General features: G+C 61.6%; 22 protein-coding genes. 13 read left to right on the top strand and 9 right to left on the bottom strand.

The window, feature by feature from the left end; genetic code table 11:
- Positions 1–37 precede the first annotated feature (37 nt).
- Positions 38–1,324: a DNA (cytosine-5-)-methyltransferase gene (dcm, locus tag CUJ91_RS04600; protein WP_114156680.1), complete on the top strand. Its 1,287-nt coding sequence runs from the start codon at positions 38–40 to the stop codon at positions 1,322–1,324.
- A 75-nt stretch (positions 1,325–1,399) separates the two neighbouring features.
- Here dcm and CUJ91_RS04595 read toward each other — a convergent pair whose 3' ends face one another.
- Both CUJ91_RS04595 and CUJ91_RS04590 read right to left on the bottom strand, forming a co-directional pair.
- A complete protein-coding gene (locus tag CUJ91_RS04595) occupies positions 1,400–2,095 on the bottom strand; it encodes an alpha/beta hydrolase (protein ID WP_114155893.1) in 696 nt (231 codons plus the stop codon).
- Positions 2,096–2,243: 148 nt separating this feature from the next.
- Entirely contained in the window at positions 2,244–3,170 is a 927-nt protein-coding gene (locus CUJ91_RS04590; protein WP_006048408.1) for a LysR substrate-binding domain-containing protein, read from the bottom strand.
- 165 nt (positions 3,171–3,335) lie between these two features.
- Between CUJ91_RS04590 and CUJ91_RS04585 the strand changes: the two genes are divergently transcribed.
- The 6 genes from CUJ91_RS04585 (at position 3,336) to CUJ91_RS04560 (ending at position 9,152) form a co-directional block, all read left to right on the top strand.
- Entirely contained in the window at positions 3,336–4,658 is a 1,323-nt protein-coding gene (locus CUJ91_RS04585) for a hypothetical protein (protein WP_208716147.1), read from the top strand.
- Between the two features lie 31 nt (positions 4,659–4,689).
- Positions 4,690–5,610: a glutamate/aspartate ABC transporter substrate-binding protein gene (locus CUJ91_RS04580; RefSeq protein ID WP_114156678.1), complete on the top strand. Its 921-nt coding sequence runs from the start codon at positions 4,690–4,692 to the stop codon at positions 5,608–5,610.
- A gap of 26 nt (positions 5,611–5,636) precedes the next feature.
- A complete protein-coding gene (locus CUJ91_RS04575) occupies positions 5,637–6,374 on the top strand; it encodes an amino acid ABC transporter permease (RefSeq protein ID WP_053857724.1) in 738 nt (245 codons plus the stop codon).
- 1 nt (position 6,375) lies between these two features.
- The gene (locus tag CUJ91_RS04570; RefSeq protein ID WP_114155892.1) at positions 6,376–7,053 is read left to right on the top strand and encodes an ABC transporter permease subunit; all 678 of its coding nucleotides are present in this window, start codon (positions 6,376–6,378) and stop codon (positions 7,051–7,053) included.
- 46 nt (positions 7,054–7,099) lie between these two features.
- Complete coding sequence (locus tag CUJ91_RS04565; RefSeq protein ID WP_006048413.1) at positions 7,100–7,984, top strand: LysR family transcriptional regulator; 885 nt, start codon at positions 7,100–7,102, stop codon at positions 7,982–7,984.
- A gap of 217 nt (positions 7,985–8,201) precedes the next feature.
- Positions 8,202–9,152, top strand: a complete 951-nt coding sequence (locus tag CUJ91_RS04560) for a LysR family transcriptional regulator (RefSeq protein ID WP_006048414.1) — start codon at positions 8,202–8,204, stop codon at positions 9,150–9,152.
- A gap of 71 nt (positions 9,153–9,223) precedes the next feature.
- Here the strand turns inward: CUJ91_RS04560 and CUJ91_RS04555 are convergent, their stop codons facing one another.
- Positions 9,224–9,853, bottom strand: a complete 630-nt coding sequence (locus CUJ91_RS04555) for a hypothetical protein (protein ID WP_244230969.1) — start codon at positions 9,851–9,853, stop codon at positions 9,224–9,226.
- Positions 9,854–10,252: 399 nt separating this feature from the next.
- Between CUJ91_RS04555 and CUJ91_RS04550 the strand changes: the two genes are divergently transcribed.
- The 5 genes from CUJ91_RS04550 to CUJ91_RS04530 all read left to right on the top strand — a co-directional run bounded on the left by CUJ91_RS04550 (position 10,253) and on the right by CUJ91_RS04530 (position 13,976).
- The gene (locus CUJ91_RS04550) at positions 10,253–10,522 is read left to right on the top strand and encodes a hypothetical protein (protein ID WP_006048416.1); all 270 of its coding nucleotides are present in this window, start codon (positions 10,253–10,255) and stop codon (positions 10,520–10,522) included.
- 94 nt (positions 10,523–10,616) lie between these two features.
- Positions 10,617–11,003 carry a hypothetical protein gene (locus tag CUJ91_RS04545; protein WP_006048417.1) on the top strand — a complete coding sequence of 129 codons (387 nt, stop codon included), beginning with the start codon at positions 10,617–10,619 and terminating at the stop codon, positions 11,001–11,003.
- A 253-nt stretch (positions 11,004–11,256) separates the two neighbouring features.
- Entirely contained in the window at positions 11,257–11,703 is a 447-nt protein-coding gene (locus tag CUJ91_RS04540) for a very short patch repair endonuclease (RefSeq protein ID WP_006048418.1), read from the top strand.
- A 172-nt stretch (positions 11,704–11,875) separates the two neighbouring features.
- Positions 11,876–12,379: a YbhB/YbcL family Raf kinase inhibitor-like protein gene (locus CUJ91_RS04535; RefSeq protein ID WP_006048419.1), complete on the top strand. Its 504-nt coding sequence runs from the start codon at positions 11,876–11,878 to the stop codon at positions 12,377–12,379.
- A gap of 148 nt (positions 12,380–12,527) precedes the next feature.
- The gene (locus CUJ91_RS04530; protein WP_081653042.1) at positions 12,528–13,976 is read left to right on the top strand and encodes an MFS transporter; all 1,449 of its coding nucleotides are present in this window, start codon (positions 12,528–12,530) and stop codon (positions 13,974–13,976) included.
- 170 nt (positions 13,977–14,146) lie between these two features.
- On the opposite strand, the gene otsA is transcribed toward CUJ91_RS04530, so the two are convergent.
- The 6 genes from otsA to CUJ91_RS04500 form a co-directional block, all read right to left on the bottom strand.
- Entirely contained in the window at positions 14,147–15,580 is a 1,434-nt protein-coding gene (otsA, locus tag CUJ91_RS04525; protein WP_029970024.1) for an alpha,alpha-trehalose-phosphate synthase (UDP-forming), read from the bottom strand.
- Positions 15,581–15,806: 226 nt separating this feature from the next.
- Complete coding sequence (locus CUJ91_RS04520) at positions 15,807–16,079, bottom strand: hypothetical protein (protein WP_114155891.1); 273 nt, start codon at positions 16,077–16,079, stop codon at positions 15,807–15,809.
- Between the two features lie 153 nt (positions 16,080–16,232).
- The gene (locus CUJ91_RS34715; protein ID WP_006048424.1) at positions 16,233–16,448 is read right to left on the bottom strand and encodes a hypothetical protein; all 216 of its coding nucleotides are present in this window, start codon (positions 16,446–16,448) and stop codon (positions 16,233–16,235) included.
- 117 nt (positions 16,449–16,565) lie between these two features.
- Positions 16,566–17,966, bottom strand: a complete 1,401-nt coding sequence (locus CUJ91_RS04510) for a sigma-54-dependent transcriptional regulator (protein ID WP_006048425.1) — start codon at positions 17,964–17,966, stop codon at positions 16,566–16,568.
- Between the two features lie 299 nt (positions 17,967–18,265).
- On the bottom strand, positions 18,266–18,550 hold the full coding sequence (locus CUJ91_RS04505) for a hypothetical protein (protein WP_114155890.1): 285 nt from the start codon (positions 18,548–18,550) through the stop codon (positions 18,266–18,268).
- 111 nt (positions 18,551–18,661) lie between these two features.
- The gene (locus CUJ91_RS04500; protein ID WP_006048427.1) at positions 18,662–18,979 is read right to left on the bottom strand and encodes an ElaB/YgaM/YqjD family protein; all 318 of its coding nucleotides are present in this window, start codon (positions 18,977–18,979) and stop codon (positions 18,662–18,664) included.
- Between the two features lie 314 nt (positions 18,980–19,293).
- Between CUJ91_RS04500 and CUJ91_RS04495 the strand changes: the two genes are divergently transcribed.
- Positions 19,294–20,352, top strand: a complete 1,059-nt coding sequence (locus CUJ91_RS04495) for a sigma-54 interaction domain-containing protein (protein ID WP_006048428.1) — start codon at positions 19,294–19,296, stop codon at positions 20,350–20,352.
- Positions 20,353–20,385: the final 33 nt, after the last annotated feature.

The following is a 20,385-nucleotide window of genomic DNA, read 5'->3' as shown; positions in this document are numbered from 1 at the left end:
GGTCAAAATGTCCGCCAAAATTCCCAGCGAAGAACACATGACACGCGACATGACCCTGGCGACGAGCCACGACCTGCTTACCCAAGCGTTGCAGGTCTATAGCCAGGCCGAAATCGCGGCACGCTGCGGAAAAAACGTTCGAACCATTCGCCGCTGGAAGACCGATCAGAGTTGCCCGCGGATTGCGCAAGCGGCGTTGCGTGAAATGCTGCGAACGAAATCACGCAGCGGGCTCGCGCAAGGCGCGCCGGCTTTTCGCTTCATCGATCTCTTTGCCGGCATCGGCGGGATTCGGCGCGGCTTTGAAGCACATGGCGGTCAATGCGTCTTCACGAGCGAGTGGAACGAGTTCTCGAAGAAGACGTATCAGCAGAATCATCGCGACGCCGACGACTCGCATCAGTTCGTCGGCGACATCGTTTCGTTCGCGGAAGATGAGATTCCGCCGCACGACGTGCTGCTCGCCGGCTTTCCATGCCAGCCGTTCAGCATCGCGGGCGTGAGCAAGAAGAATTCGCTCGGCCGCCCGCATGGTTTCGAATGCACGACGCAAGGCACGCTCTTCTATGACGTCGCGCGCATCATCGATGCAAAACGTCCGGCCGCGTTCGTGCTCGAGAACGTCAAGAACCTCATGTCGCACGATAAGGGCAATACGTTTCGAACGATTCTCCAAGTATTGCGCGACGAGTTGAAATACGACGTGCACTATAAGGTCATCGACGGGCAGCATTTCACGCCGCAGCATCGCGAGCGAATCGTGATTATCGGGTTTCGTTCGGATACCGAATTTTCTTTCGACGATCTGCGCTTGCCCGCAACCGGGCCGCGCCTCGCGTCAATCCTGCACAAGACCGACGGCAGCGAGCCGCTGCTGCCGCATGACGGCGAGCGTTTCTTCGATCACGTTCAGCGCAAAGTTCAGCCGAAGTACACGTTGACGCCGAATCTGTGGGCGTACTTGCAGGCCTACGCCGACAAACATCGCGCCGCCGGCAACGGCTTCGGCTTCGGGCTCGTGACACCAGCGAGCGTCACACGCACGTTGTCGGCCCGCTATCACAAGGACGGCTCCGAGATTCTTCTCGCGCAAGGCCAGGGCGAGCGGCCGCGCCGCTTGACGCCGCGCGAGTGCGCCCGTCTGATGGGTTTTCCCGACGACTTCGTGATTCCCGTGAGCGACACGCAGGCGTATCGGCAGTTCGGCAACAGCGTGGTGGTGCCGGTCATGCACGAAGTGGCGCGCATCATGGCGCCGCATATCGGTGCGCTGCTCGGGCAAGACTTTCAATCGCAGCGCGCAAAAGTAGCACTGCGCGCATAGTCGCTTGCACACACGCGGTCCTGTCGCGTAGTCGGCGTGGACAGAACCGCGTGCCCGCAAGACTCGTCCGTAAACTCAGTTTGCCGGCTGCGTCGCGGCCTCGTGAATCAGCGCCGCGACCTCCGTGGGCCGCGACGCGAGCGACGCGTGACTAGCCGCGAGCGTCACGATCTTTCTTGCGTTGAGCCGCGCGGACATCATCTTCTGGTTCTCCGGATGAATCATTCGGTCGTCGCTCGAGATCTGATACCACGACGGTTTCTGCGCCCATGCCGCCGAAGTGATTGGGTCTCCGAACGTTCCCGCTAACGGCGCCTTCTGCGTGACGGCCATGACAAGCGCCTCATCGGCGCTCAGGTCCTGACAGAAGCTTTGATGGAATTTCTCCGGCTTGATCCACAGGTAACCGTCGCTGTCCGGCTCGAGATTGGCGGCCGCCTCTGGCGGACGCTGCTGCGTGATGCCGCCGGGACTCTCCCCCGTATCCGGCGCGAACGCCGCGATATACACGAGCCCCGTCACATTCGGATGATTGCCCGCCTGCGTGATGACCGCGCCTCCATACGAATGACCGACCAGCAAAACCGGTCCGCCGATCTGCGCGATCATCTTGCTGGTTCGTTCGACGTCGTCAGCAAGCGAGGTCAGCGGCAATTCAACGGCGCGAATCGATTCGTGACCTTGACGCGCAAGCTCGACGATGACTTTGCTCCAATGGGCGGCTCCTCCCCAAAAACCGTGGACCAGCAAGATCGCAGGCTGATTGCTCATGACAGCACTCCTGTTGTTCGATTCGTAATGGCTCTGCGCTCACCACGGCATTGATCGTCTCCGAAGTTTGCACGCGACGTGTCAACCGCTGTCGCAAAGACAGCGGTGAAAACATCATAGGTCCAATGAAACGGAACAACGAGAAAGTTTATCGGCGTGCGGAGACGTCGAGCGCGGACCCGGCGATCGTGTCCAGATGCGCCCGCAGAACATCGATGAAATGCCGGCTCAGCAACGATGGCGCAGTGTGCGCGGGCATCGCCATGCGCACCGGCACATCGATCGTCGGCTCGAACGGTTTCACCAGCAACTGACCAGCATAGGTGCTCGCCACATACGGATTGACGATTGCCACGCCAATGCCCGCGCTCACGAGCGCGCAAATGGTGATGGACGACGTGGTCTGGATCGCAAAGTCCACCGGCATATCGTGCGCAGCCAGCACGGCCTTGATCGCGATGGTCAGATCGTCCATCTCTCCAAGCGAGAGCAAGGGCTCGCCGCGCAGCGCCTCCACATGAACCGTGGACTGATCTTTCAACCGATGGCCAGGCGGCAGCACGCATACGGCCGGCACCGTTTTGATGATCTCGGTCTCGAAGTCGAGTTCGTCGAGCTTGCCGGTTGTCAGTATCAGATCGAACAGATCCTGACGCAGCAGGTCGGTCAATTGCGGCGTAGCGGCCGTCTGCAAGTTCAGATACGTTTGCGGAAAACGCGAGCGGAACTCGCGGATGACCTGCGGCAAAAGGCCGCTGCCGAGCGTCGGCGTGCAGCCGATATGCAGTGCGCCCGTACCCGAATTGCGCAGAATCGAGACCACGGACTCGATGTTCTCCAGACCGTTGAAATGCTTCTGCACCGTCTTGTACAGCAGTTGTCCTTCGCTTGTCGGTCTCAACCTGCCGTGGTGCATCTCGAACAGTTTCAGGCCCGAAGAGCTTTGCAGTTCAGCGAGGCGGCGACTGACGGACGGCTGAGTCGTATTGAGCGCCGCAGCGGCGCCGGTCGTCGTACCCATCTGCATGACGGCGCGGAACGCCTGAATCTGCTGGAAGTTCAATGGCCGCGTCATGTAGAGGAAATCCAATCGACTAGGACGGCTGACTATACCAAACGCGAATAGCCGTACCGCAAAAATGAATTGTCCGGCGTCGCCGAGCGGCGATATTCTTCTGCCACTCTTCGCGCCGGCATGAACCGTCGGCGCTTTGCCTGCACTCTTTAGCCCTGGCCGCTCATGATCGCCTCGCCGCTTTGCATTGCCGACCGCCCTGGCCACCGCGCACGAACCCTTCGGCGCACCTGTCCTATCCAGCGGCTACGCGGCGGCGAGCAGCATCATTTCTTCGGCTATTACAACAAGAGCGCGTGGGATCGCACGGGCCGCTATCTGCTCGGCAATGAGGTCGCAATGATGGATGCGCCGCTTACGCCGGACTTGCGGGCCAACGTCGGGTACTTCGACCTTAAGGATGGCGAAATTTTTCATGCGATCGACACAACCACCGCCTGGAACTGGCAAATGGGCTGCCAGTTGCAGTGGCTCGACGGCGAGCCCGGCCGCAAATTAATTTACAACACACGTACCGACGATATGTCGGCGCGTTACCCAGGTTTCGGCGCGAATGTTTTCGACATCGACAGCGGGAAAAAGACGGCGCTTTCAATGCCCGTTTATGTATGCGCACCCGATAGCCGCTATGCGCTTTGCGTCGATTACCGGCGCCTCTATGTGACGCACGAAACGATAGGCTACGCGGAGCATGGCGGTCCATTCACGTTAGAGCTGGCGCCCGCAGACGACGGCATCCATCGCCTCGATCTCGCAACCGGCGAGACTGCATTGATTGTCAGCTATGACGACTTGCGCGAGTTCCACCCGCTTGCGTCGATGGAGCGCGCGATCCACTGGGTAAGCCACATCGAGATCAATCCTGCGTCGTCGCGCATGCTGTTTTTGCACCGCTGGACGGAGCGCACCGCCGACGAAACCTGCTTCCTGCACCGGCTGATTACGATGAACGCCGACGGCTCCGACATGCGTCTGCTCGAATGCTCGGACCATCCGCTGCCGCAACTGGCGGATGATTTCGATCCGTCCGCAGTCGGTACGTTCGACTACGAGAAGTCCGAATACCAGATCTCGCATCCGTTGTGGCAAGACGATGCGCACATCGTCGCATGGAGCCCGCACGCCGGCAGCATTCACTATCATCTGTATGAAGACGCCGACGACGGCCAGGTGGAAGTGATCGGCCGCGACCTGCTGACCGAGAACGGGCATATGAGCTTTTCGCCGGTCGACACGCGCTGGCTGTTATCCGACACCTATCCCGACTCGCGGACCAACACACGCATTCTGTTTATCTACGACATGCGTGAAGGCGTGCGCTATGAGATCGGCGAATTCCATGCACCGCCGGAGCTGAAAAAAGAAAACCGCTGCGACTTGCACCCGCGCTGGAATCGCGACGGTCTCGCCGTGTGCATCGATTCCGTTCACGAGGGTGAACGCCAGATGTATGTGATCGACGTTTCGCAGATTACCGGCGCACGCTGAAGCAAAGATAATGAAGACCGTGGAGACAACGATGAAACGAGAGTACTTCGCCCGCGCCATCGTCACCGTTGCGTTTGCAACATCGAGCGCGCTTCAGCTTCATGGCGTGAAGGCGGCGGAACCCGCGCTCACGGGCACGCTTCTGAAAGTAAGCGAAGACAAAGTGATTACCATTGGCTACCGCGATGCGTCGGTTCCGTTCTCCTACTACGACGCGAATCAAAAGCCGATCGGCTACTCGATCGACGTCGCGAATCTGATTATCGAGCGCATCAGAAAAGATCTGAAACTTCCGGACCTGAAGGTCCGCACTATTCCGATCACTTCGCAGAACCGCATGTCGCTGCTTCAGAACGGCACGATCGACTTCGAATGCACGAGCACGACGAACAACGCCGAGCGCGCGCGGCAAGTGTCCATTTCAAACAGCTTCTTCATTATCGGCACGCGTCTGCTCGTCAACACGAAGTCGGGCATCAAGGACTTCGACGATCTGAAAGGCAAAACCGTCGTGGTCGGCGCGGGTACTACTTCGGAAAAGATCCTGCGCAAGATGAATGTCGAGAAGTCGATGAACATGGACATCATCAGCGCGAAAGATCACGCCGAATCGTTTCTCATGCTGACCACGGGCCGCGCGAAAGCCATGATGATGGACGACGCGTTGCTCGCCGGCGAACGCGCGAAAACGCGCAATCCCAATGACTATGAAATTGTCGGCACGCCGCAGAGCTACGAGGCGTACGGCTGCATGCTGCGCAAAAACGATGCGCCGATGAAAGCCATCATGGACGCCGCGATCGCCGACGCCCAGAAGTCCGGCCTGGCCGCGAAGATGTACACGCGCTGGTTCGAGCAGCCCATTCCGCCAAAGCAGCTCAATCTCGGTGTACCGCTGTCGCCGCGAATGAAGACTCTGTTCGCCAACCCCGGCGACAAGCCGACATCGTGAGCCGCGTCGCAGGCTAGAGGTATTCAATGGATTACAGATGGCACTGGGGTGTGCTGCTGCAGCCGGTCGCGACCGGCGAGCCCGCCACTTATCTGGACTGGCTCTTCTCCGGACTCGTGAATACCGTCGAATTGACCTTGCTTGCCTTCTCGCTTGCACTTGCGATAGGCACCGTATTCGGCGTCATGCGCACCTTGCCGAACCGCGCGGCAAATGCGGCGAGTGCGGCCTATGTTTCAATCTTTCGCGGCGTACCGCTGATCGTGCAGTTCTTCATCTGGTTCTTCGTCGTGCCAGAAGTACTGCCCACCGCTGCCGGAGACTGGTTCAAGAGCCTGCCCTCTCATCCGCAGTTTCTGATTGCGTCGGTTGTATCGCTCGGCGTGTACACGGGTTCGCGAATCTGCGAGCAAGTGCGCGCGGGCATACAGGCGCGACCCGTGGGACAGTTCCATGCGGCGTTCGCACTCGGGCTCACGCGAGCCCAGGCCTATCGCCATGTTCTGCTGCCTGTCGCGTTTCGCACGATACTCGGCCCGCTGACATCCGAGTTCCTGATCATATCCAAGAACTCTGCCGTGGCTTCCACGATCGGTTTGCTCGAACTGTCGGGCCAGGCGCGGCAACTCGTGGACTACACCGCGCAGCCGTATGAATCGTTTATCTGCGTGACGCTTGCCTATATGGCACTCAACTTCGCGATTCTGCGCGGCATGCGCTGGATTCGCCGGCGCACTGCGCTGCACGGAATGATCGGGAGTTGATATGTTCGAGATGGACTGGCAAGCGCTCATCGACTCGAGAGACGTGTTGCTCTCAGGCATGCAGGTCACGTTGCAGATTACCGTTGTCGCGATTCTCGTCGGTCTCGCCTGGGGCACAGTACTCGCGATATTCAGTTTGTCGGCGAATCGCGCACTGCGGCTCTTTACGCAAACCTATGTAGCGCTATTCCGATCGATTCCGCTCGTCATGCTGTTGTTGTGGTTCTACCTGATCGTGCCGCAACTGCTGAAGGCGCTGTTCAATCTTCCGTCCACGGTCGACTTGCGGCTCGTTTCTGCACTGACTGCTTATTCGTTACTCGAGGCGGCGTTCTTCTGCGAAATCATTCGCGCGGGCATCGCCGGCTTGCCGAGCGGACAGCTTCAGGCGGGATACGCACTCGGCATGACATCCATGCAGACGCTGCGTTATGTGATTCTGCCGCAGGCGTTTCGCGCGATGGTGCCGCTTGCTCTTACACAGTGCATCGTCATCTTCCAGGACACGTCGCTCGTCTATGTGATCGCGCTGGGCGATTTCTTCAGGCGCCTGACGGCAATCGGCGAACGCGACGGCACCATCGTCCCCGTGCTGATCGTGGCGGGCGTGGCTTACTGGGCGATCACCACGTTGATGATCGCGATCACTCATTGCGTTCGGACGAGGCTCGCAAAATGATTGCATTGAAAGACGTTTCTAAACGGCATGGACACGCGCCATCACGATGAGTACCAGCCACGACACGCAATTGCGCATGTTCGTCGCCGTCGCGAAGTTCCATTCGCTGCGCGCGGCGGCTGAAGCGGTCGGCATCACGCAGCCGGCCTTGAGCCGGCATATTCAGTCGCTCGAATCGAAACTCGGCCACGCGCTATTCAGGCGGCATGGTCGCGGAATGCAACTGACGTCGGATGGTGAAGCGTTGTTTCGGGCGGTAGAGCCGCTTCTCGACGCGCTGGACCAGTCGGTTTCGCACGCCACCGCGCATGGGCCCGGCTGGGGCCTGTCGCTGCGCATTGCCACCGTGGACACACTGGTTGGACACTTCGTACCGAGCCTCGGCCGCGAACTGTTGCGAGTCTATCCGCAGACGCGTCTCTCTTTGCAATGCAGCACTTCCAGTAGCGTCGTTGAAATGGTGTTGCGCGGCACGGCCGATCTCGGCCTGGCTTATTCCACCGAGTTGAGCACGACCGACCTTCAAAGCGTCGAGCTTCACGAAGAACGTCTCGCGCTTTACCACAGCGCGCGGACTGATGTCAGCCGTGAAGCCATGTCGCGTTTGTCGGAGTTGAAGCTGGTGCTGCCGCCTCGTCACTTCGGCGTGCGGCGTTATGTGGAGCGCGTGCTCGGTTGTGCGATACAGCCGTCGATCGAATGCGACTCGCTCGAGTTGTCATTGCGAATGGCGTCGGTTAGCGGAGCGATTGCGCTATTGCCAGAACATGTCCCAGAGGACTTAATGGCATCCTGTGAGTTAAATCGCATAATTCTCGCGGACATTCCCGCTCGACGGCTGGTCGCTTTCTGGCGCGCTCAAACCAGAAGATGTGTGGTACTCGAGACGGCCATTGAAATCGCCAGGCGAACCCGAGCCAGCGAACGATAACTGCACGTTAATCCAGAATTATTTCTGGGACGATGGCGCCGTGCATTCGCCACGGTCATAATCGCAAAGGCGTTGCGCAGCATCAACGCAAACTTCAAATACCTCCTGACCCGTTACACAACAAAGGGCACTGCGAAAGGGCACTGCCAACAAATCGCCTGAATCGTCAAACAGTTTTGACAATTAGTCATGCATACCTTCAAACGGTGAGGACACGATGAAGAACCATCAACTTCGCGCGCTCGTCGCCATTGCAGACGCCGGCAGCGTTCGCGGCGCAGCCAGGGCATTGGGATTGTCGCCCTCCGCCATCACGCAGGCGCTGAAAGATCTCGAAGACCGCGTCAACGCGCCTTTGATCGTGCGCGCATCGTCAGGGGCGACGTTGACGGAATGCGGCAATACGCTGCTCCCTCATGCAAGACTTATCGTGTCGCAAGTAGAGCGCGCGCATGGCGCTTTGAATGAGATGCGCGGCGAGCCGTGCGGAAAACTGTCGCTCGCGATCACGCCGTGGATAGCTTTATGTTTTCTTCCCGAGATATTCATTCAGTTCCGCAAGCTGATGCCGAATGTGCAACTCGAGATGTTCGAAGGCCTCATGTCGATCGCCTATCCGCGTTTGCGCGATGGCAGCGTCGAAGTATTCGTGGGCCAGCAGGCTCCCGATACGGTCAACACGGAATTCAATTTCCGCCCGCTCTTGTCGTGCGGCCTGACCGTGGTCGCGCGGCGTGGACATCCACTCGCGCAGTCCCGCTCTCTTGCGGATCTGATGGATGCCGATTGGCTGGTGTGCCTCGACTCGGATATGGAGTGCCGGCTCTCGAAGAAAATGTTCTATCGCAATGGCTTGCCGGAACCGCGTAACGTTCACTACATGCATTCATTGATGGTGGCCGCATCGGTACTGCAAAGAACCGACGCAGTGAGTATCTTCCCGTGGCCACTCGCGGAACTCTGTGTGACGCGCTTCAAGTTCTGCGCGTTCCCGCTGAGAGAAGAACTCGAAGATACATCCATTGGAATCGTTTCGCGCCTTGGCCATCCTCAAAGCGCGGCGGCAAATTGCCTTATCGACATACTTCTGGAAACCATCCGCGATAGCGACAACACAGGAAGCGTAGAAGCAAAGCGGGTTCTGCAATCGACTGAGCGGCTGTTCTAATTCGCGCCATTGTCGTGCAACGCCGGCGGCTGTACTCGGCTTTACGCTTCACCGCCGGCTCATCATAACGATTAGCGAATCGGCTTGCCGTCGCGTGTGATGAGAACCGCCGTCTCAGCGCTATATGTCGCGTGCACGCTGTCGCCTACCGCGATCTTGTCGAGGGGTACGTTCGGGGCAATTTGCAGCAGCATACTGCGCGAGGGTCCGCGCAATACGACCTGGCGATTCTTGCGGTCGATGCTTTGCACGGTCGCGACCACGTCGACCTTGCGCAGCTTCACGGCCATGCTGTGCGATATGGGCCTCGCGGATTCTTCTTCGACTCGCGAGCGCACGCCCTTGGCCGCCACCTTTTCCGCCGACAACAACAGCGCGCTTTTGTATTGGACCTGTATCTCGTCGCCGACCTTGAGCAGCCTGATATCGGCCACCTCGGGATCGACCTCCATCACTACTATCTCGCCGTGCGATCCCTGCACGGTGATACGGTTCATCTGCGCGTCGATATTGACGATACGGCTGGTGAGCCAGGCTACCATTTGCGCACCCGGTGCGCTTGCCGGTGCAGGTGTCCGATCGTCTTGCGCGCGACTTGCTGCCGGATAGCCCAGCAATAATGCCGCGGCAAAGGCGAGGTTTAACATACTCGACGATTGCGCTGTAAGTGCACGCATAACTTGCTCCGATTTCAATTTCATAGTGAGTAGGTGTGGTGGGCAGTCCTCGACAACATCAGCGCTTTAATTAACCGGTCGCCTGTTGACTGCCAGCAGCGAACGTATCGCGAGCCCATGCACGCTGTGAAGCAACATAATGCTGAACGCGTTAATCGCTTCCGAACAACACAGCAAGGAGCCGGGCGCTCCATTCCGCATACGCACGCGCGTCGCCGCAACAGATCCATATCGCTTTCAATGAACCGCGTTCGCTTTTGCTTTACGCGTACGCCATTCCGCTTCTTCCGCCGACGGTTCGCTTGCATTAACTTTCCAACACGTTGCAGCGAGTAACGAACCCCGAGCCGCCACTTACCAAGGTCTGAGTGGTGGACTTTCGCGGCCGCTAAGGCGGCCGCCTTTTTTTCAGCAGGAGCGCCCATGAAGAAAATCGTTTCCACTCTGTTGTTCTGCATGATTAGCGCGGCGTCGACATCCTGGGCACAAACCCCGGCGAATAAAACATCGCCCGGTACAAGCGATCAGATCGTGCAGATGCACGAGCGCATTTCCGCGGCTAATCACGTATATGACGGCAAAGTGGCCGCCGCCAAGCGCGTGTATATGCGGCAGAAAGCGGCCGCAGCGAAAGAGCGCGACGCCGCCGTCGCCGCTGCTCGCGACGGTGTTCCCGCGGACGCCGCTCAATAGGCGACTTATTGGCGCGGCCGGAGAACGCGCGTTCCGGCACGCGATGTAAAGACGATCCAGCACTGCTAACGCAGCAAGAAGAGAGGCGTCGACTATGAACCGGGATAACGAGGCAACAGATAGACACGCAAAGGACACACATGCAAAAGAGGAGGCAGCAAAACGCAGAAGACTGACTGCGTCGAGTCTCGACGCCATCATGACACCAGGCGTGCGCTATACCTGCGTTGCGCTCGCGAATCAGTTGAATAGCAGCACACGGCAAATCAAGGCCTCGCTGAGTCAGCTCGTCGACGCCGGCACGGTCCGCCATATACAGGAGGCCCGCACCGGCATTTACTGGGTGCCGACAAGCGACGAGAGGAAGAGCTTCGAGCAAAGACGCATGGCGCGCAGAGTGCTCCTCGGCCATACGCTCGAAGGTTATGACGCGGGTCTGCACAGCTTGCAAAGCCTGTGCATGCTGGTACGTCGATCCTGACGACGCCACCGCTCTTCTCCAATACGCGCGCGGTGCAAGCGATTTTGCGTAAACTGCCGGGTGCCGGCATACGCCGGCTTGCCTGCGCGCGGTTTCAATCGAATCCCGGCGTCGCCCGAAGTGGCGCGCATCGTGCTCTTGCGTAGGCAACGCTGCTTATCGCACCGCTTATCCAGGAGCCATCGCATGAATCGACACAAGCGCCTTCCCTGCACGCCGACTTGTTCGGGCTGCGCAAACTCGCCGCGCTAGCATGGTCGATATCGTCGACAGCGCCACGCGCAGCCGCATGATGTCCGGCATTCGCGGCCGCAATACGAAGCCCGAGGTGCTGATCCGCAGCCTGCTGCATCGGCAGGGCTTTCGCTTTCGCCTGAATGCGCGCGACCTGCCGGGGCGCCCCGACATCGTGCTGCCTCGCTACCGCGCCGTCGTGCTCGTGCATGGCTGCTTCTGGCATGGTCACGACTGCCCTCTTTTCAAATGGCCGCAGACGCGCCCCGAGTTCTGGCGCGAGAAGATCGGCCGTAACCGCGCGAACGACGACAAGGTGCGCGCCGCGCTGCTCGCGGCCGGCTGGCGCGTCGGCGTCGTGTGGGAATGCGCGTTGCGCGGCGCGAATCGCGACATCGAGGGCGTGCTGACGCGTCTCGTCGAATGGCTGAAGAGCGACGCGCCGAGCTTCGAAGAACGCGCCTGAAAGCGCCCTTGCCCACCGCCTGCTACGCGCGGTTTGGCGAGCGAACCGGAAGCCCTCGGTGATACACTCGACTGGCTAACCCGAAGCGACTTAAGCCCGCCGGCCATCACGCCGGCACGGCACTCACGGTGCTCGCTTCGGCCATCAAACCCGCCAGCAAGGGAGGCACACAATGGCTGATTTCCGTCTGTGGTCCGACGATTTTCCCAATAGCGGCTTCATGCCGAAGGCGCACGAATACGACGACAAGGCATTCGGCGTCGACGGCGAAAACATCTCGCCCGCGCTGCAATGGGAAGGCGCGCCGGCCGACACACAAAGCTTCGCGCTCACCGTGCACGATCCCGACGCGCCAACGGGCAGCGGCTTCTGGCACTGGGTCGTGGTCAACATTCCCGCGGACGCACGCTCGTTGCCGCGCAACGCCGGCAAGGCCGACGGCTCGCTGCTGCCGCAAGGCGCGCTGCAGGTGCGCAACGATTACGGCACGGTCGGCTTCGGCGGTGCCGCGCCGCCGCGCGGCGACAGAACGCATCGCTACATTTTCCGGCTGCATGCGCTGAAGGTGCCGCACCTGCCCATCACCGCCGAGACCACCAACGCGGTCGCGCGCTTCATGACTCATCTGAATGAGATCGACTCGACGACGCACACCGGGCTCTACGAGCTCAAATAGCGGCGAGCTGCGGACGATGCCGCAACGCACGCCATCATATTGAGCGGCGCGGCATCGACCCAGCGCGCGCGAACCTTTCGCGAAAGCAGCCATAAGTCGCGACCCGCCGCGCTTTCGTGCGGAACGCTGAAGGCAACTCGAACAACCGATGCACGCACAACCATCCCGCAACGGCGGGACCCTACCGCCGGATGCCGCGGACACGCTCGCTCCTGACAGCGCGCGGCCGTCCAATAACGAACCCGGTCTGCCCACGCCGCAACGCTATTGGGCGATGCTCGTCATCGCTCTTGCGCTGACGCTTGCGGTGCTCGACAGCGCGATTGCCAATGTCGCGCTGCCCACCATCGCGCGCAACTTGCAGGCGAGCGCGGCCGGCTCCATCTGGATCGTCAACGCGTATCAACTCGCCATCACCATTTCGCTGCTGCCGCTCGCGTCGCTTGGCGACCGCATCGGCTATCGGCGCATCTATCTGGCCGGGCTGATTCTGTTTACGGTGGCGTCGTTCGGTTGCGCGCTCTCGACCTCGCTGCCGACGCTCGCGATCGCTCGCGTTGTGCAGGGCTTCGGCGCGGCGGGCGTCATGAGCGTGAACACGGCGCTCGTGCGCATGATCTATCCGCCGACGCAACTCGGACGCGGCGTCTCGATCAATGCGATGGTGGTTGCGGTGTCGTCGGCAGTCGGACCCACGGTCGCTTCCGGCGTGCTCGCGGTCGCTCCGTGGCCGTGGCTGTTTGCGATCAATGTGCCGATCGGCATTGCGGCGATTATCGGCGGCTTCAAGGCGCTGCCGATGAACCGCGGCCACGATTCCCCGTACGACCTGTTGAGCGCGGTGATGAACGCGTTCGTATTCGGCCTGCTGATTTTCGCCGTCGACGGACTCGGCCACGGCGAACGGCTCGGCTATGTCGTCGTGGAACTGATCGGCGCGGTGGTGATCGGCTACTTCTTCGTGCGCCGTCAGTTGAGCCGCCCCGCGCCGCTGCTGCCGATCGATTTGCTGAGGATTCCGATCTTCGCGCTGTCGATCGGCACGTCGGTGTGTTCGTTCTGCGCGCAGATGCTCGCGTTCGTGTCGCTGCCGTTCATGTTGCAGGACATGCTCGGTTTCTCGCAGGTCGACACCGGTCTGCTGATGACGCCGTGGCCCGCGATCATCATCGTCGCCGCGCCGATTGCCGGCGTGCTGTCGGACAAGGTCTCGTCGGGCTGGCTCGGCGGCGTGGGGCTCGCCGCGATGACGGTCGGCCTGCTCCTGCTCGCGACGCTCGGCCCGCATCCGGACGCCTGGCAGATCGCGTGGCGCATGGCGTTGTGCGGCGCGGGCTTCGGCATCTTCCAGTCGCCGAATAACCGCACGATGCTGTCGTCCGCGCCACGCGAACGCAGCGGCGGCGCAAGCGGCATGCTCGGTACTGCGCGCCTGACCGGTCAGACGCTCGGCGCGGCGCTCGTCGCGCTGATCTTCGGCGTCGCGCCGCACAGCGGGCCGGTCATCGCGCTTTATGTTGCCGCGGGTTTTTCGGCGGTGGCCGCCGTGGTCAGCACGATGCGCGTGATGCAGCGGGTCAATACGCGCGCCGCGTAACGACGCCACGCATCCGACAAACGACGTAGATGCAAAAAGGGCGCGCATCGCATGATGTGCGCCCTTTCTCTGCTCTGCCTCAACCCTTCCTTCCAGGCTCTCACTTCGACGTGATCAGCTTCGCGCGGCTTCTAACAAACGCAAAGAAACCGCGCAGCCGCCCACAACTCCTAGGACGACGACGACGCCGTCACGTCAGCGAGCTTTACCGCTTTGGCCGTCACCGAAGACGCGGTCGCCACGTTACGCAGATCCGCCAGGAACGTATCGCGCCACACGGACAGGTTGTTCTCGCGCATCGGCGCCATCATGTCGGCGTGACGCGCCTGCCGCTCGGCAAGCGGCATCGACAGCGCGCGTTCGAGCGCCTCGGCCATTTGCGAGAGATCGAACGGATTGACGACGAGCGCGCCCGGCAATTGTTCGGCCGCGCCCGCGAACTGCGACAGCACGAGCACGCCAGGATCGGCCGGGTCCTGCGACGCGACGTATTCCTTCGCGACGAGATTCATGCCGTCGCGCAGCGGCGTCACATAGCCGACCTGCGATTGACGGAACAGCGCCATCAGAAGATTGCGCTCGTATTTGCGGTTCAGGTACTGGATCGGCGTCCAGTCGAGCTGCGCGAAGCGTCCGTTGATGCGGCCGGCCTCGCCTTCCAGCGTCTGACGAATCCGCTGATAGGTTTGCACGTCGGAGCGCGTCGGCGGCGCGATCTGCACCAGCGACACGCGCCCGTGCCATCCCGGCGCATTCAGCAGCAGACGTTCGAACGCCTGGAAGCGCTCGACGAGCCCCTTCGAATAATCGAGGCGATCGACGCTCATGATCAGCTTGCGTCCGCGCATGCCGTCGCGCAGGCTGCGCACCGGCTTGCGGTCGGTGAACTGCTCGGCGGCCTTCGCGATCGCATCGGGATAGATGCCGATTGGATACGCGGCGACCTTCAGGAAGCGGTTATACGCGTGGACCATGCCGTCTTCGCTCGAGGTGCCGTGATGACCGCGCTCGATGAAATCGACAAACGACTGGCGATCCGCCTCCGTCTGAAAGCCGATCACGTCGTAGCTGCACATTGCCTTGACGAGTTCCTCGTGCGGCGGAATAGTGCGCAGCACCTCGGGAACCGGAAACGGAATATGCAGGAAGAAGCCGATCGGATTCTTCACGCCGAGATCGCGCAGGCAGCGCGCGAACGGCAGCAGATGATAGTCGTGAACCCAGATGATGTCGTCGGGCCGCAGCAGTTCCTTCAACTGCTTCGCGAGCGTCGCATTGACGCGCTGATAACCCGCGTATTCCTGCCGATCGTAGCGCGAGAGGTCGTTGCGATAGTGGAACGTGGGCCACAGCGTCGCATTCGAAAAACCGCGGTAGTACTGGTCGTAGTCGCGCTTGGTCAGGCCGACCGTCGCATACGTGACGTTGCCCTGCTTCTCGATTACCGGCGCCGACGGTTCGCTCACCGTCTCGCCGCTCCAGCCGAACCAGACTCCGCCGGTTTCCTTCAACGCGTCCAGCACGCCGATCGCCAGGCCACCCGCTGCGGGCCGGCCCTCCTGGGTCGGCGCGACACGATTCGATACCACGATCAGTCTGCTCATTGGTGCTCCACCTAGTTCAGTTGTTTCGTTGCATGCGGACATGTGCGGCAAGATTGCACGCAAGTCGCGTGCCGTTTCGGTGCAAATGGGAAATAAAAATGTGTGCAAATGTGACAAACGAGCACAAACCCGCGCCGCCATGATGCCGCGAAGGAGTTTCTTCCGTTTCGTCACATGAAAGTGGAAACGTCTTGCTCGGGCTGGGAGCTCGGGCTGCCGAGCAGTCTTATGCGTCCTGCTCAGAGCCCAGGTCGCGCTGGTAGTCGAGGCCTTCCTGACGCACGCCGCCCTGGTTGTATTCCCCGTCAGGTGGGGCGTCGGGGGCGACGCGATTCTGCGCGGACGGATCGTGATGCGGCGCGGACGAGGCCGCAGCGGCCGCAGCGGGCGAAGCATCCGGAACCGGTCCGGACGAAGCCGGCGGTGGAGCGCTCTTGTCCGTAGAACGGCTGTCGCGCTTGGAATGGCGCGCGGAACGCCGCAGCGCTGGATGTCTCATGATCGATGCCTCCGGGCAAAGCCGCGCCGCCTGGCAGCGGCGGCATCAACACAGTCTAGGAGCGACGACATTGAATTGCCGGTAAATCATGCGTCGCATTTGTAACATGTACACAAATTTGCTGCGCCCGCCAAGGCGCGAACGGCAAGGAATTCAGAGTTGCAGAGAGATTGGCGGACGCCGACTGGCCTGCGGAGTTTGCGTGGGCTGCGGAGGCGGGTCGCCAATCGGCGGCTCCACAGGTTCGATCGGTTCAGGATCCGGATTGGGCACCGTATCCGGCTCGCCCGGACTCGGCGGCTCGATCGGCTCCGGTCGATGCGCGTGCTGGCGAAGCGGCAGCGCGGGAGCGGCAGCGTAGTGCGGCATGTCAGTGGTCCTCGCTATGCGTTTGGGTTGAATGCAGCAAGGGCTGTGCCGTTCGACGCCGCGCTCCCGACCGAAGCGGCGCGCGGACTTTGCGCGCCGGATTTTACGCGCCGGACTTTAAGCGTCCGCGCCGCCGAGCGCACGCGATTCGTCGGCGGCATCACCGTCTTCGCGCGCGTCGTTGCCGTATTCCACGAGGCGGTTGTACAGCGTCTTCAGGCTGATGCCGAGAATTTCCGCAGCGCGCGTCTTCACGCCGCCGCATTGCTCGAGCGTGGCCAGAATCAACTGACGGTCGGCTTCGGCGAGCGACGTGCCGAACGGAATCGTGATCGCCGTGCCCGCAGCCGGCTTCGACAACGTGATCTGCAACGGCACGGTCGCGGTGCTGTCCGAGTCCGTGCCCGACATGATGTGCGCGCGCTGCACGTAGTTCTTCAGCTCGCGCACATTCCCCGGCCACGGATACGACAGCAGCATCTCCTTCACCGCGGGCGGGAAATGCTTCTTCGTGCCGTGCCGCTCGTTCAGTTCCTCGAGGAACGCTTGCGCGAGCAGTTCGACGTCCTTGCCGCGATCGCGCAGCGGCGGCAGGCTGATCGGAAACACGTTCAACCGATGGTAGAGGTCGAGCCGCAGCTTTCCTTCCAGCACCGCCTGCTCCGGATCGCGGTTGGTCGCGGCGATCAGCCGCACGTCGGTTTCGATTTCCTTCGTCGTGCCGACCCGCATGAACATGCCGGTTTCCAGCACGCGCAGCAGCTTGACCTGCAATTCGATCGGCATTTCGGTGATTTCGTCGAGGAACAGCGTGCCGCCGTTCGCGCGCTCGAAATAACCCTTGTGCTGGCGATCCGCGCCCGTGAACGAGCCGCGCTCGTGGCCGAACATTTCCGACTCGATCAGATTCGGCGAAATCGCGCCGCAATTTACTGCGAGAAACGCATGCTTGCGACGCAGGCTGAGCTCGTGCAGCGTCTGCGCGGCCACTTCCTTGCCGGTGCCTGATTCGCCGACCAGCATGACCGAAGCCGCCGTCGGCGCGACACGGCCGATCTGGTCGTAGACCTCCTGCATGGCCGGCGAATTGCCGAGCATCAAACCGAAGCGGCCCATGCGGCGCAGTTCGCCGCGCAAGGTGCCGATTTCGGCCTTCAGGTCGCCGGCACGCGGCAGGCGCGACAGAATCGCCTTCACGCGCTGCATGTTGATGGGCTTCACCAGGTAGTCGGTGGCGCCCATTTTCAGCGCGTTCACCGCCGACTCGACCGTGGCGTGGCCGGTAATCACGATCACTTCCACGCCGGAGCGCGGATCGAGATCTTCGAACAGTTCGACCCCGCTGCCGTCCGGCAGCTTGAGATCGGTAAAGACAACGTCCGGCATCTGCCGGACCAGTTGAATGCGCGCTTCGCGCAGATCGCCCGCGGTGGCGGTGGTCAGACCGTCTTCCCCGATGATGGCGGAAAGCGCCTCGCGGGTACTTGCGTCGTCATCGACAATCAGTACATGTGGCATCGCGTCTCGAAAGCCTGCAAGCGTGGGAGGAACAGCATGCGGCGAGCATGCTGAAAAAGCGCCGACGACCTCGCGCGGGTGGCGGGCATACCTGTCTCAAAGTGAGCGTACGCCAACTTCCGACAGCGCTTGGTCGCCGATTCCATTCAATATTGCAACAATACACGCATAAATCGCGACGTGATCGGCACTATTGTTCTGTATTTACCTATTATACGGCTTTATAGAGACAATTTAACAGTCCCGGAGACGCGCCGCATGCCCAGCGGATCGGCGGCGGCGCGCGGCGGGAAAGCAGCCTAGCTGCTGTGCGGGAACGGCCAGGCGTCCGGGTGAGCGGAGCCGTTCGGCCCATGCGCGCCCGGACCGGCGGGGGCCGGCGAGCCCGCGCCGGACTGCGCGGAAGAAGCGGACGACGAGGACGCCGCCGACGGCGTGACAACCGCGCCGCCCTCGTCTTCCCAGCGGTTCAACTCGCGCCCGGTGGTGGATTGCGCGGCGCGGCTGCGCTGCACATAACGCACCGCGAGGTAGCCGCCGAGCGCCATCAGCGCACCGAAAATGCCAATTTTGGGTCGAGCCATCATGAACTCCTTGTGGTCGTTTTGTGATCGTTAGATGCAGAGAGGCAGAGAGTGCAAACCGCCGCGCCGCGCAGCCGGCCGCAGCGGACGCCGCGGACGCCGAACCCGCGCCTAGCGCGCGCTCAGCACGCCCAAGACGAAGCCGACGCCAGCCGCAATGGCGACGGAACTCCACGGGTTCTGCCGCACGTAGCGTTCCGTGTTGACGGTTGCGAAGCGATAGCGCCGCTGCGCGTTTTCCTGCGCGTCGCCGAGCGCGGATTGCAGCGTCTCGACATGGGTGCCGAGCTTCTGGCGCAGCGCGCCGACGCCCTCGCCCGGCACATTGGCGGCAAGCCGCAGCATTTCTTCCGAATCCTTCAGCAGCACCCGCAGATCCTGGACGATCTTCTGGCCGCCGAGTGCGAGCTGTTGCGTCGTGTCAGTCATCTTTCACTCCTCGTCTGGTTCAGCGCCCGCGCGGACTGCGGCGTCCGCGGTGTCCGCGGCCTGAGCGCACGCGTGCCGGGGGCAAGCTGCAATGCATGTGCCCGGTAACTTTGCGGGTTCGCGGGCGCGGCCGGCGCGCGCCACGCGCAGTTTCGACCGACTCGCCGCGATGCGCGGCCGATCGCCTTCACATAGATTGCAGGAAGCGCTGTCAAAGTGGTTAAATCGACCTTTGTGAGATAGAACTTCGGTCGTCTCGTTCCCAGGCCTGCGCGCCGCACCAACGAACTCATTTGCACAGGACTTCCCCGTTTATGGCGTCAATCGATCTGGCCTCGCCCACTGTGTCCGCCGGCGGCAGCGCTTCCGCACAGGCAAAGCAGCGCGTCGCGGACGGCGTCGCGGGACTGAAATCGTACGGCCTGCTGTACGGTTCGTCCCCGGTGATGCTCGACCTGTACGAGCAGATCGAGCGCGTCGCGAGCACCGACGCGACCGCGCTGATCATCGGCGAATCGGGCACCGGCAAGGAGCTGATCGCCCGCACGATTCACGATCAAAGCAGCCGCAGGGAGGCGCCGTTTGTCGCCGTGAATTGCGGCGCGATTCCCGACGAGCTGATCGAGGCCGAACTGTTCGGCCATGAAAAAGGCAGCTTCACCGGCGCGGTCCAAGGGCGCGTCGGCTACTTCGAGCATGCGAACGGCGGCACGCTGTTTCTCGACGAAGTCACCGAAATGGCGCCCGTGCGTCAGGTGAAACTTCTGCGCGCGCTCGAGACCGGCACGTTCTATCGCGTCGGCGGCAACGAGCTGATCAGCGGCAACGTGCGCGTGATCGCCGCGACCAATCGCGACCCGGCCGTCGCGGTCAAGGAAAACGGTCTGCGCGAGGATCTGATGTACCGGCTCGCGGTGTTTCCGTTGCGCGCGCCGCCGCTGCGCGAACGCGAGAACGACCGCGAACTGCTCGCGCAACACTTTCTTGCGCAGCTCAATCAGCAGGAAGGCACCAGCAAGAGCTTCAGCAAACGCTCGATCGAAACGCTGCGCACGTGGTCGTGGCCAGGCAACGTGCGCGAGCTGAAGAACGCGGTGTACCGCGCGTTCATTCTCGCGGAGAAAACGGTCGAGTTGCCGCACCCGCACCTCGCGTCGAAAGTGAAGCGGCCCGTGACGCAGGGCGACGCGATGAGCGTATGGATCGGCACGCCGCTCGCCGACGCGCAAAAGCAGATCATTCTCGGCACGCTGAAGTACTGCGGCGGCGACAAGCGGCGTGCGGCAAAAGCGCTCGGCGTGAGCCTCAAAACGCTCTACAACCGCTTGAGCGCGTATGGCGACGAAAGTACCGACGAAGACACCGAACAGTAGACGCGCTCCAGCAGAAGTTTCCTCATCAAACAG

This window comes from Paraburkholderia graminis (assembly GCF_003330785.1).
GTDB classification, from domain to species: domain Bacteria; phylum Pseudomonadota; class Gammaproteobacteria; order Burkholderiales; family Burkholderiaceae; genus Paraburkholderia; species Paraburkholderia graminis.
This window is presented reverse-complemented; position numbering and strand designations above follow the sequence as displayed.

Excerpts from the sequence above, each read along its gene's own strand:
- CUJ91_RS04500 (WP_006048427.1), bottom strand. The coding sequence starts at position 18,979 with ATGACTGACACGACGCAACAGCTCGCACTCGGCGGCCAGAAGATCGTC.
- CUJ91_RS04505 (WP_114155890.1), bottom strand. The coding sequence starts at position 18,550 with ATGGCTCGACCCAAAATTGGCATTTTCGGTGCGCTGATGGCGCTCGGC.
- CUJ91_RS04590 (WP_006048408.1), bottom strand. The coding sequence starts at position 3,170 with ATGACGCGGCCATTGAACTTCCAGCAGATTCAGGCGTTCCGCGCCGTC.
- CUJ91_RS04510 (WP_006048425.1), bottom strand. The coding sequence starts at position 17,966 with ATGCCACATGTACTGATTGTCGATGACGACGCAAGTACCCGCGAGGCG.
- CUJ91_RS04580 (WP_114156678.1), top strand. The coding sequence starts at position 4,690 with ATGAAACGAGAGTACTTCGCCCGCGCCATCGTCACCGTTGCGTTTGCA.
- CUJ91_RS04575 (WP_053857724.1), top strand. The coding sequence starts at position 5,637 with ATGGATTACAGATGGCACTGGGGTGTGCTGCTGCAGCCGGTCGCGACC.
- CUJ91_RS34715 (WP_006048424.1), bottom strand. The coding sequence starts at position 16,448 with ATGCCGCACTACGCTGCCGCTCCCGCGCTGCCGCTTCGCCAGCACGCG.
- CUJ91_RS04540 (WP_006048418.1), top strand. The coding sequence starts at position 11,257 with ATGGTCGATATCGTCGACAGCGCCACGCGCAGCCGCATGATGTCCGGC.
- CUJ91_RS04530 (WP_081653042.1), top strand. The coding sequence starts at position 12,528 with ATGCACGCACAACCATCCCGCAACGGCGGGACCCTACCGCCGGATGCC.
- CUJ91_RS04495 (WP_006048428.1), top strand. The coding sequence starts at position 19,294 with ATGGCGTCAATCGATCTGGCCTCGCCCACTGTGTCCGCCGGCGGCAGC.
- CUJ91_RS04570 (WP_114155892.1), top strand. The coding sequence starts at position 6,376 with ATGTTCGAGATGGACTGGCAAGCGCTCATCGACTCGAGAGACGTGTTG.
- CUJ91_RS04555 (WP_244230969.1), bottom strand. The coding sequence starts at position 9,853 with ATGAAATTGAAATCGGAGCAAGTTATGCGTGCACTTACAGCGCAATCG.
- CUJ91_RS04595 (WP_114155893.1), bottom strand. The coding sequence starts at position 2,095 with ATGAGCAATCAGCCTGCGATCTTGCTGGTCCACGGTTTTTGGGGAGGA.
- CUJ91_RS04520 (WP_114155891.1), bottom strand. The coding sequence starts at position 16,079 with ATGAGACATCCAGCGCTGCGGCGTTCCGCGCGCCATTCCAAGCGCGAC.
- CUJ91_RS04565 (WP_006048413.1), top strand. The coding sequence starts at position 7,100 with ATGAGTACCAGCCACGACACGCAATTGCGCATGTTCGTCGCCGTCGCG.
- CUJ91_RS04585 (WP_208716147.1), top strand. The coding sequence starts at position 3,336 with ATGATCGCCTCGCCGCTTTGCATTGCCGACCGCCCTGGCCACCGCGCA.
- CUJ91_RS04535 (WP_006048419.1), top strand. The coding sequence starts at position 11,876 with ATGGCTGATTTCCGTCTGTGGTCCGACGATTTTCCCAATAGCGGCTTC.
- otsA (WP_029970024.1), bottom strand. The coding sequence starts at position 15,580 with ATGAGCAGACTGATCGTGGTATCGAATCGTGTCGCGCCGACCCAGGAG.
- CUJ91_RS04550 (WP_006048416.1), top strand. The coding sequence starts at position 10,253 with ATGAAGAAAATCGTTTCCACTCTGTTGTTCTGCATGATTAGCGCGGCG.
- CUJ91_RS04545 (WP_006048417.1), top strand. The coding sequence starts at position 10,617 with ATGAACCGGGATAACGAGGCAACAGATAGACACGCAAAGGACACACAT.
- CUJ91_RS04560 (WP_006048414.1), top strand. The coding sequence starts at position 8,202 with ATGAAGAACCATCAACTTCGCGCGCTCGTCGCCATTGCAGACGCCGGC.
- dcm (WP_114156680.1), top strand. The coding sequence starts at position 38 with ATGACACGCGACATGACCCTGGCGACGAGCCACGACCTGCTTACCCAA.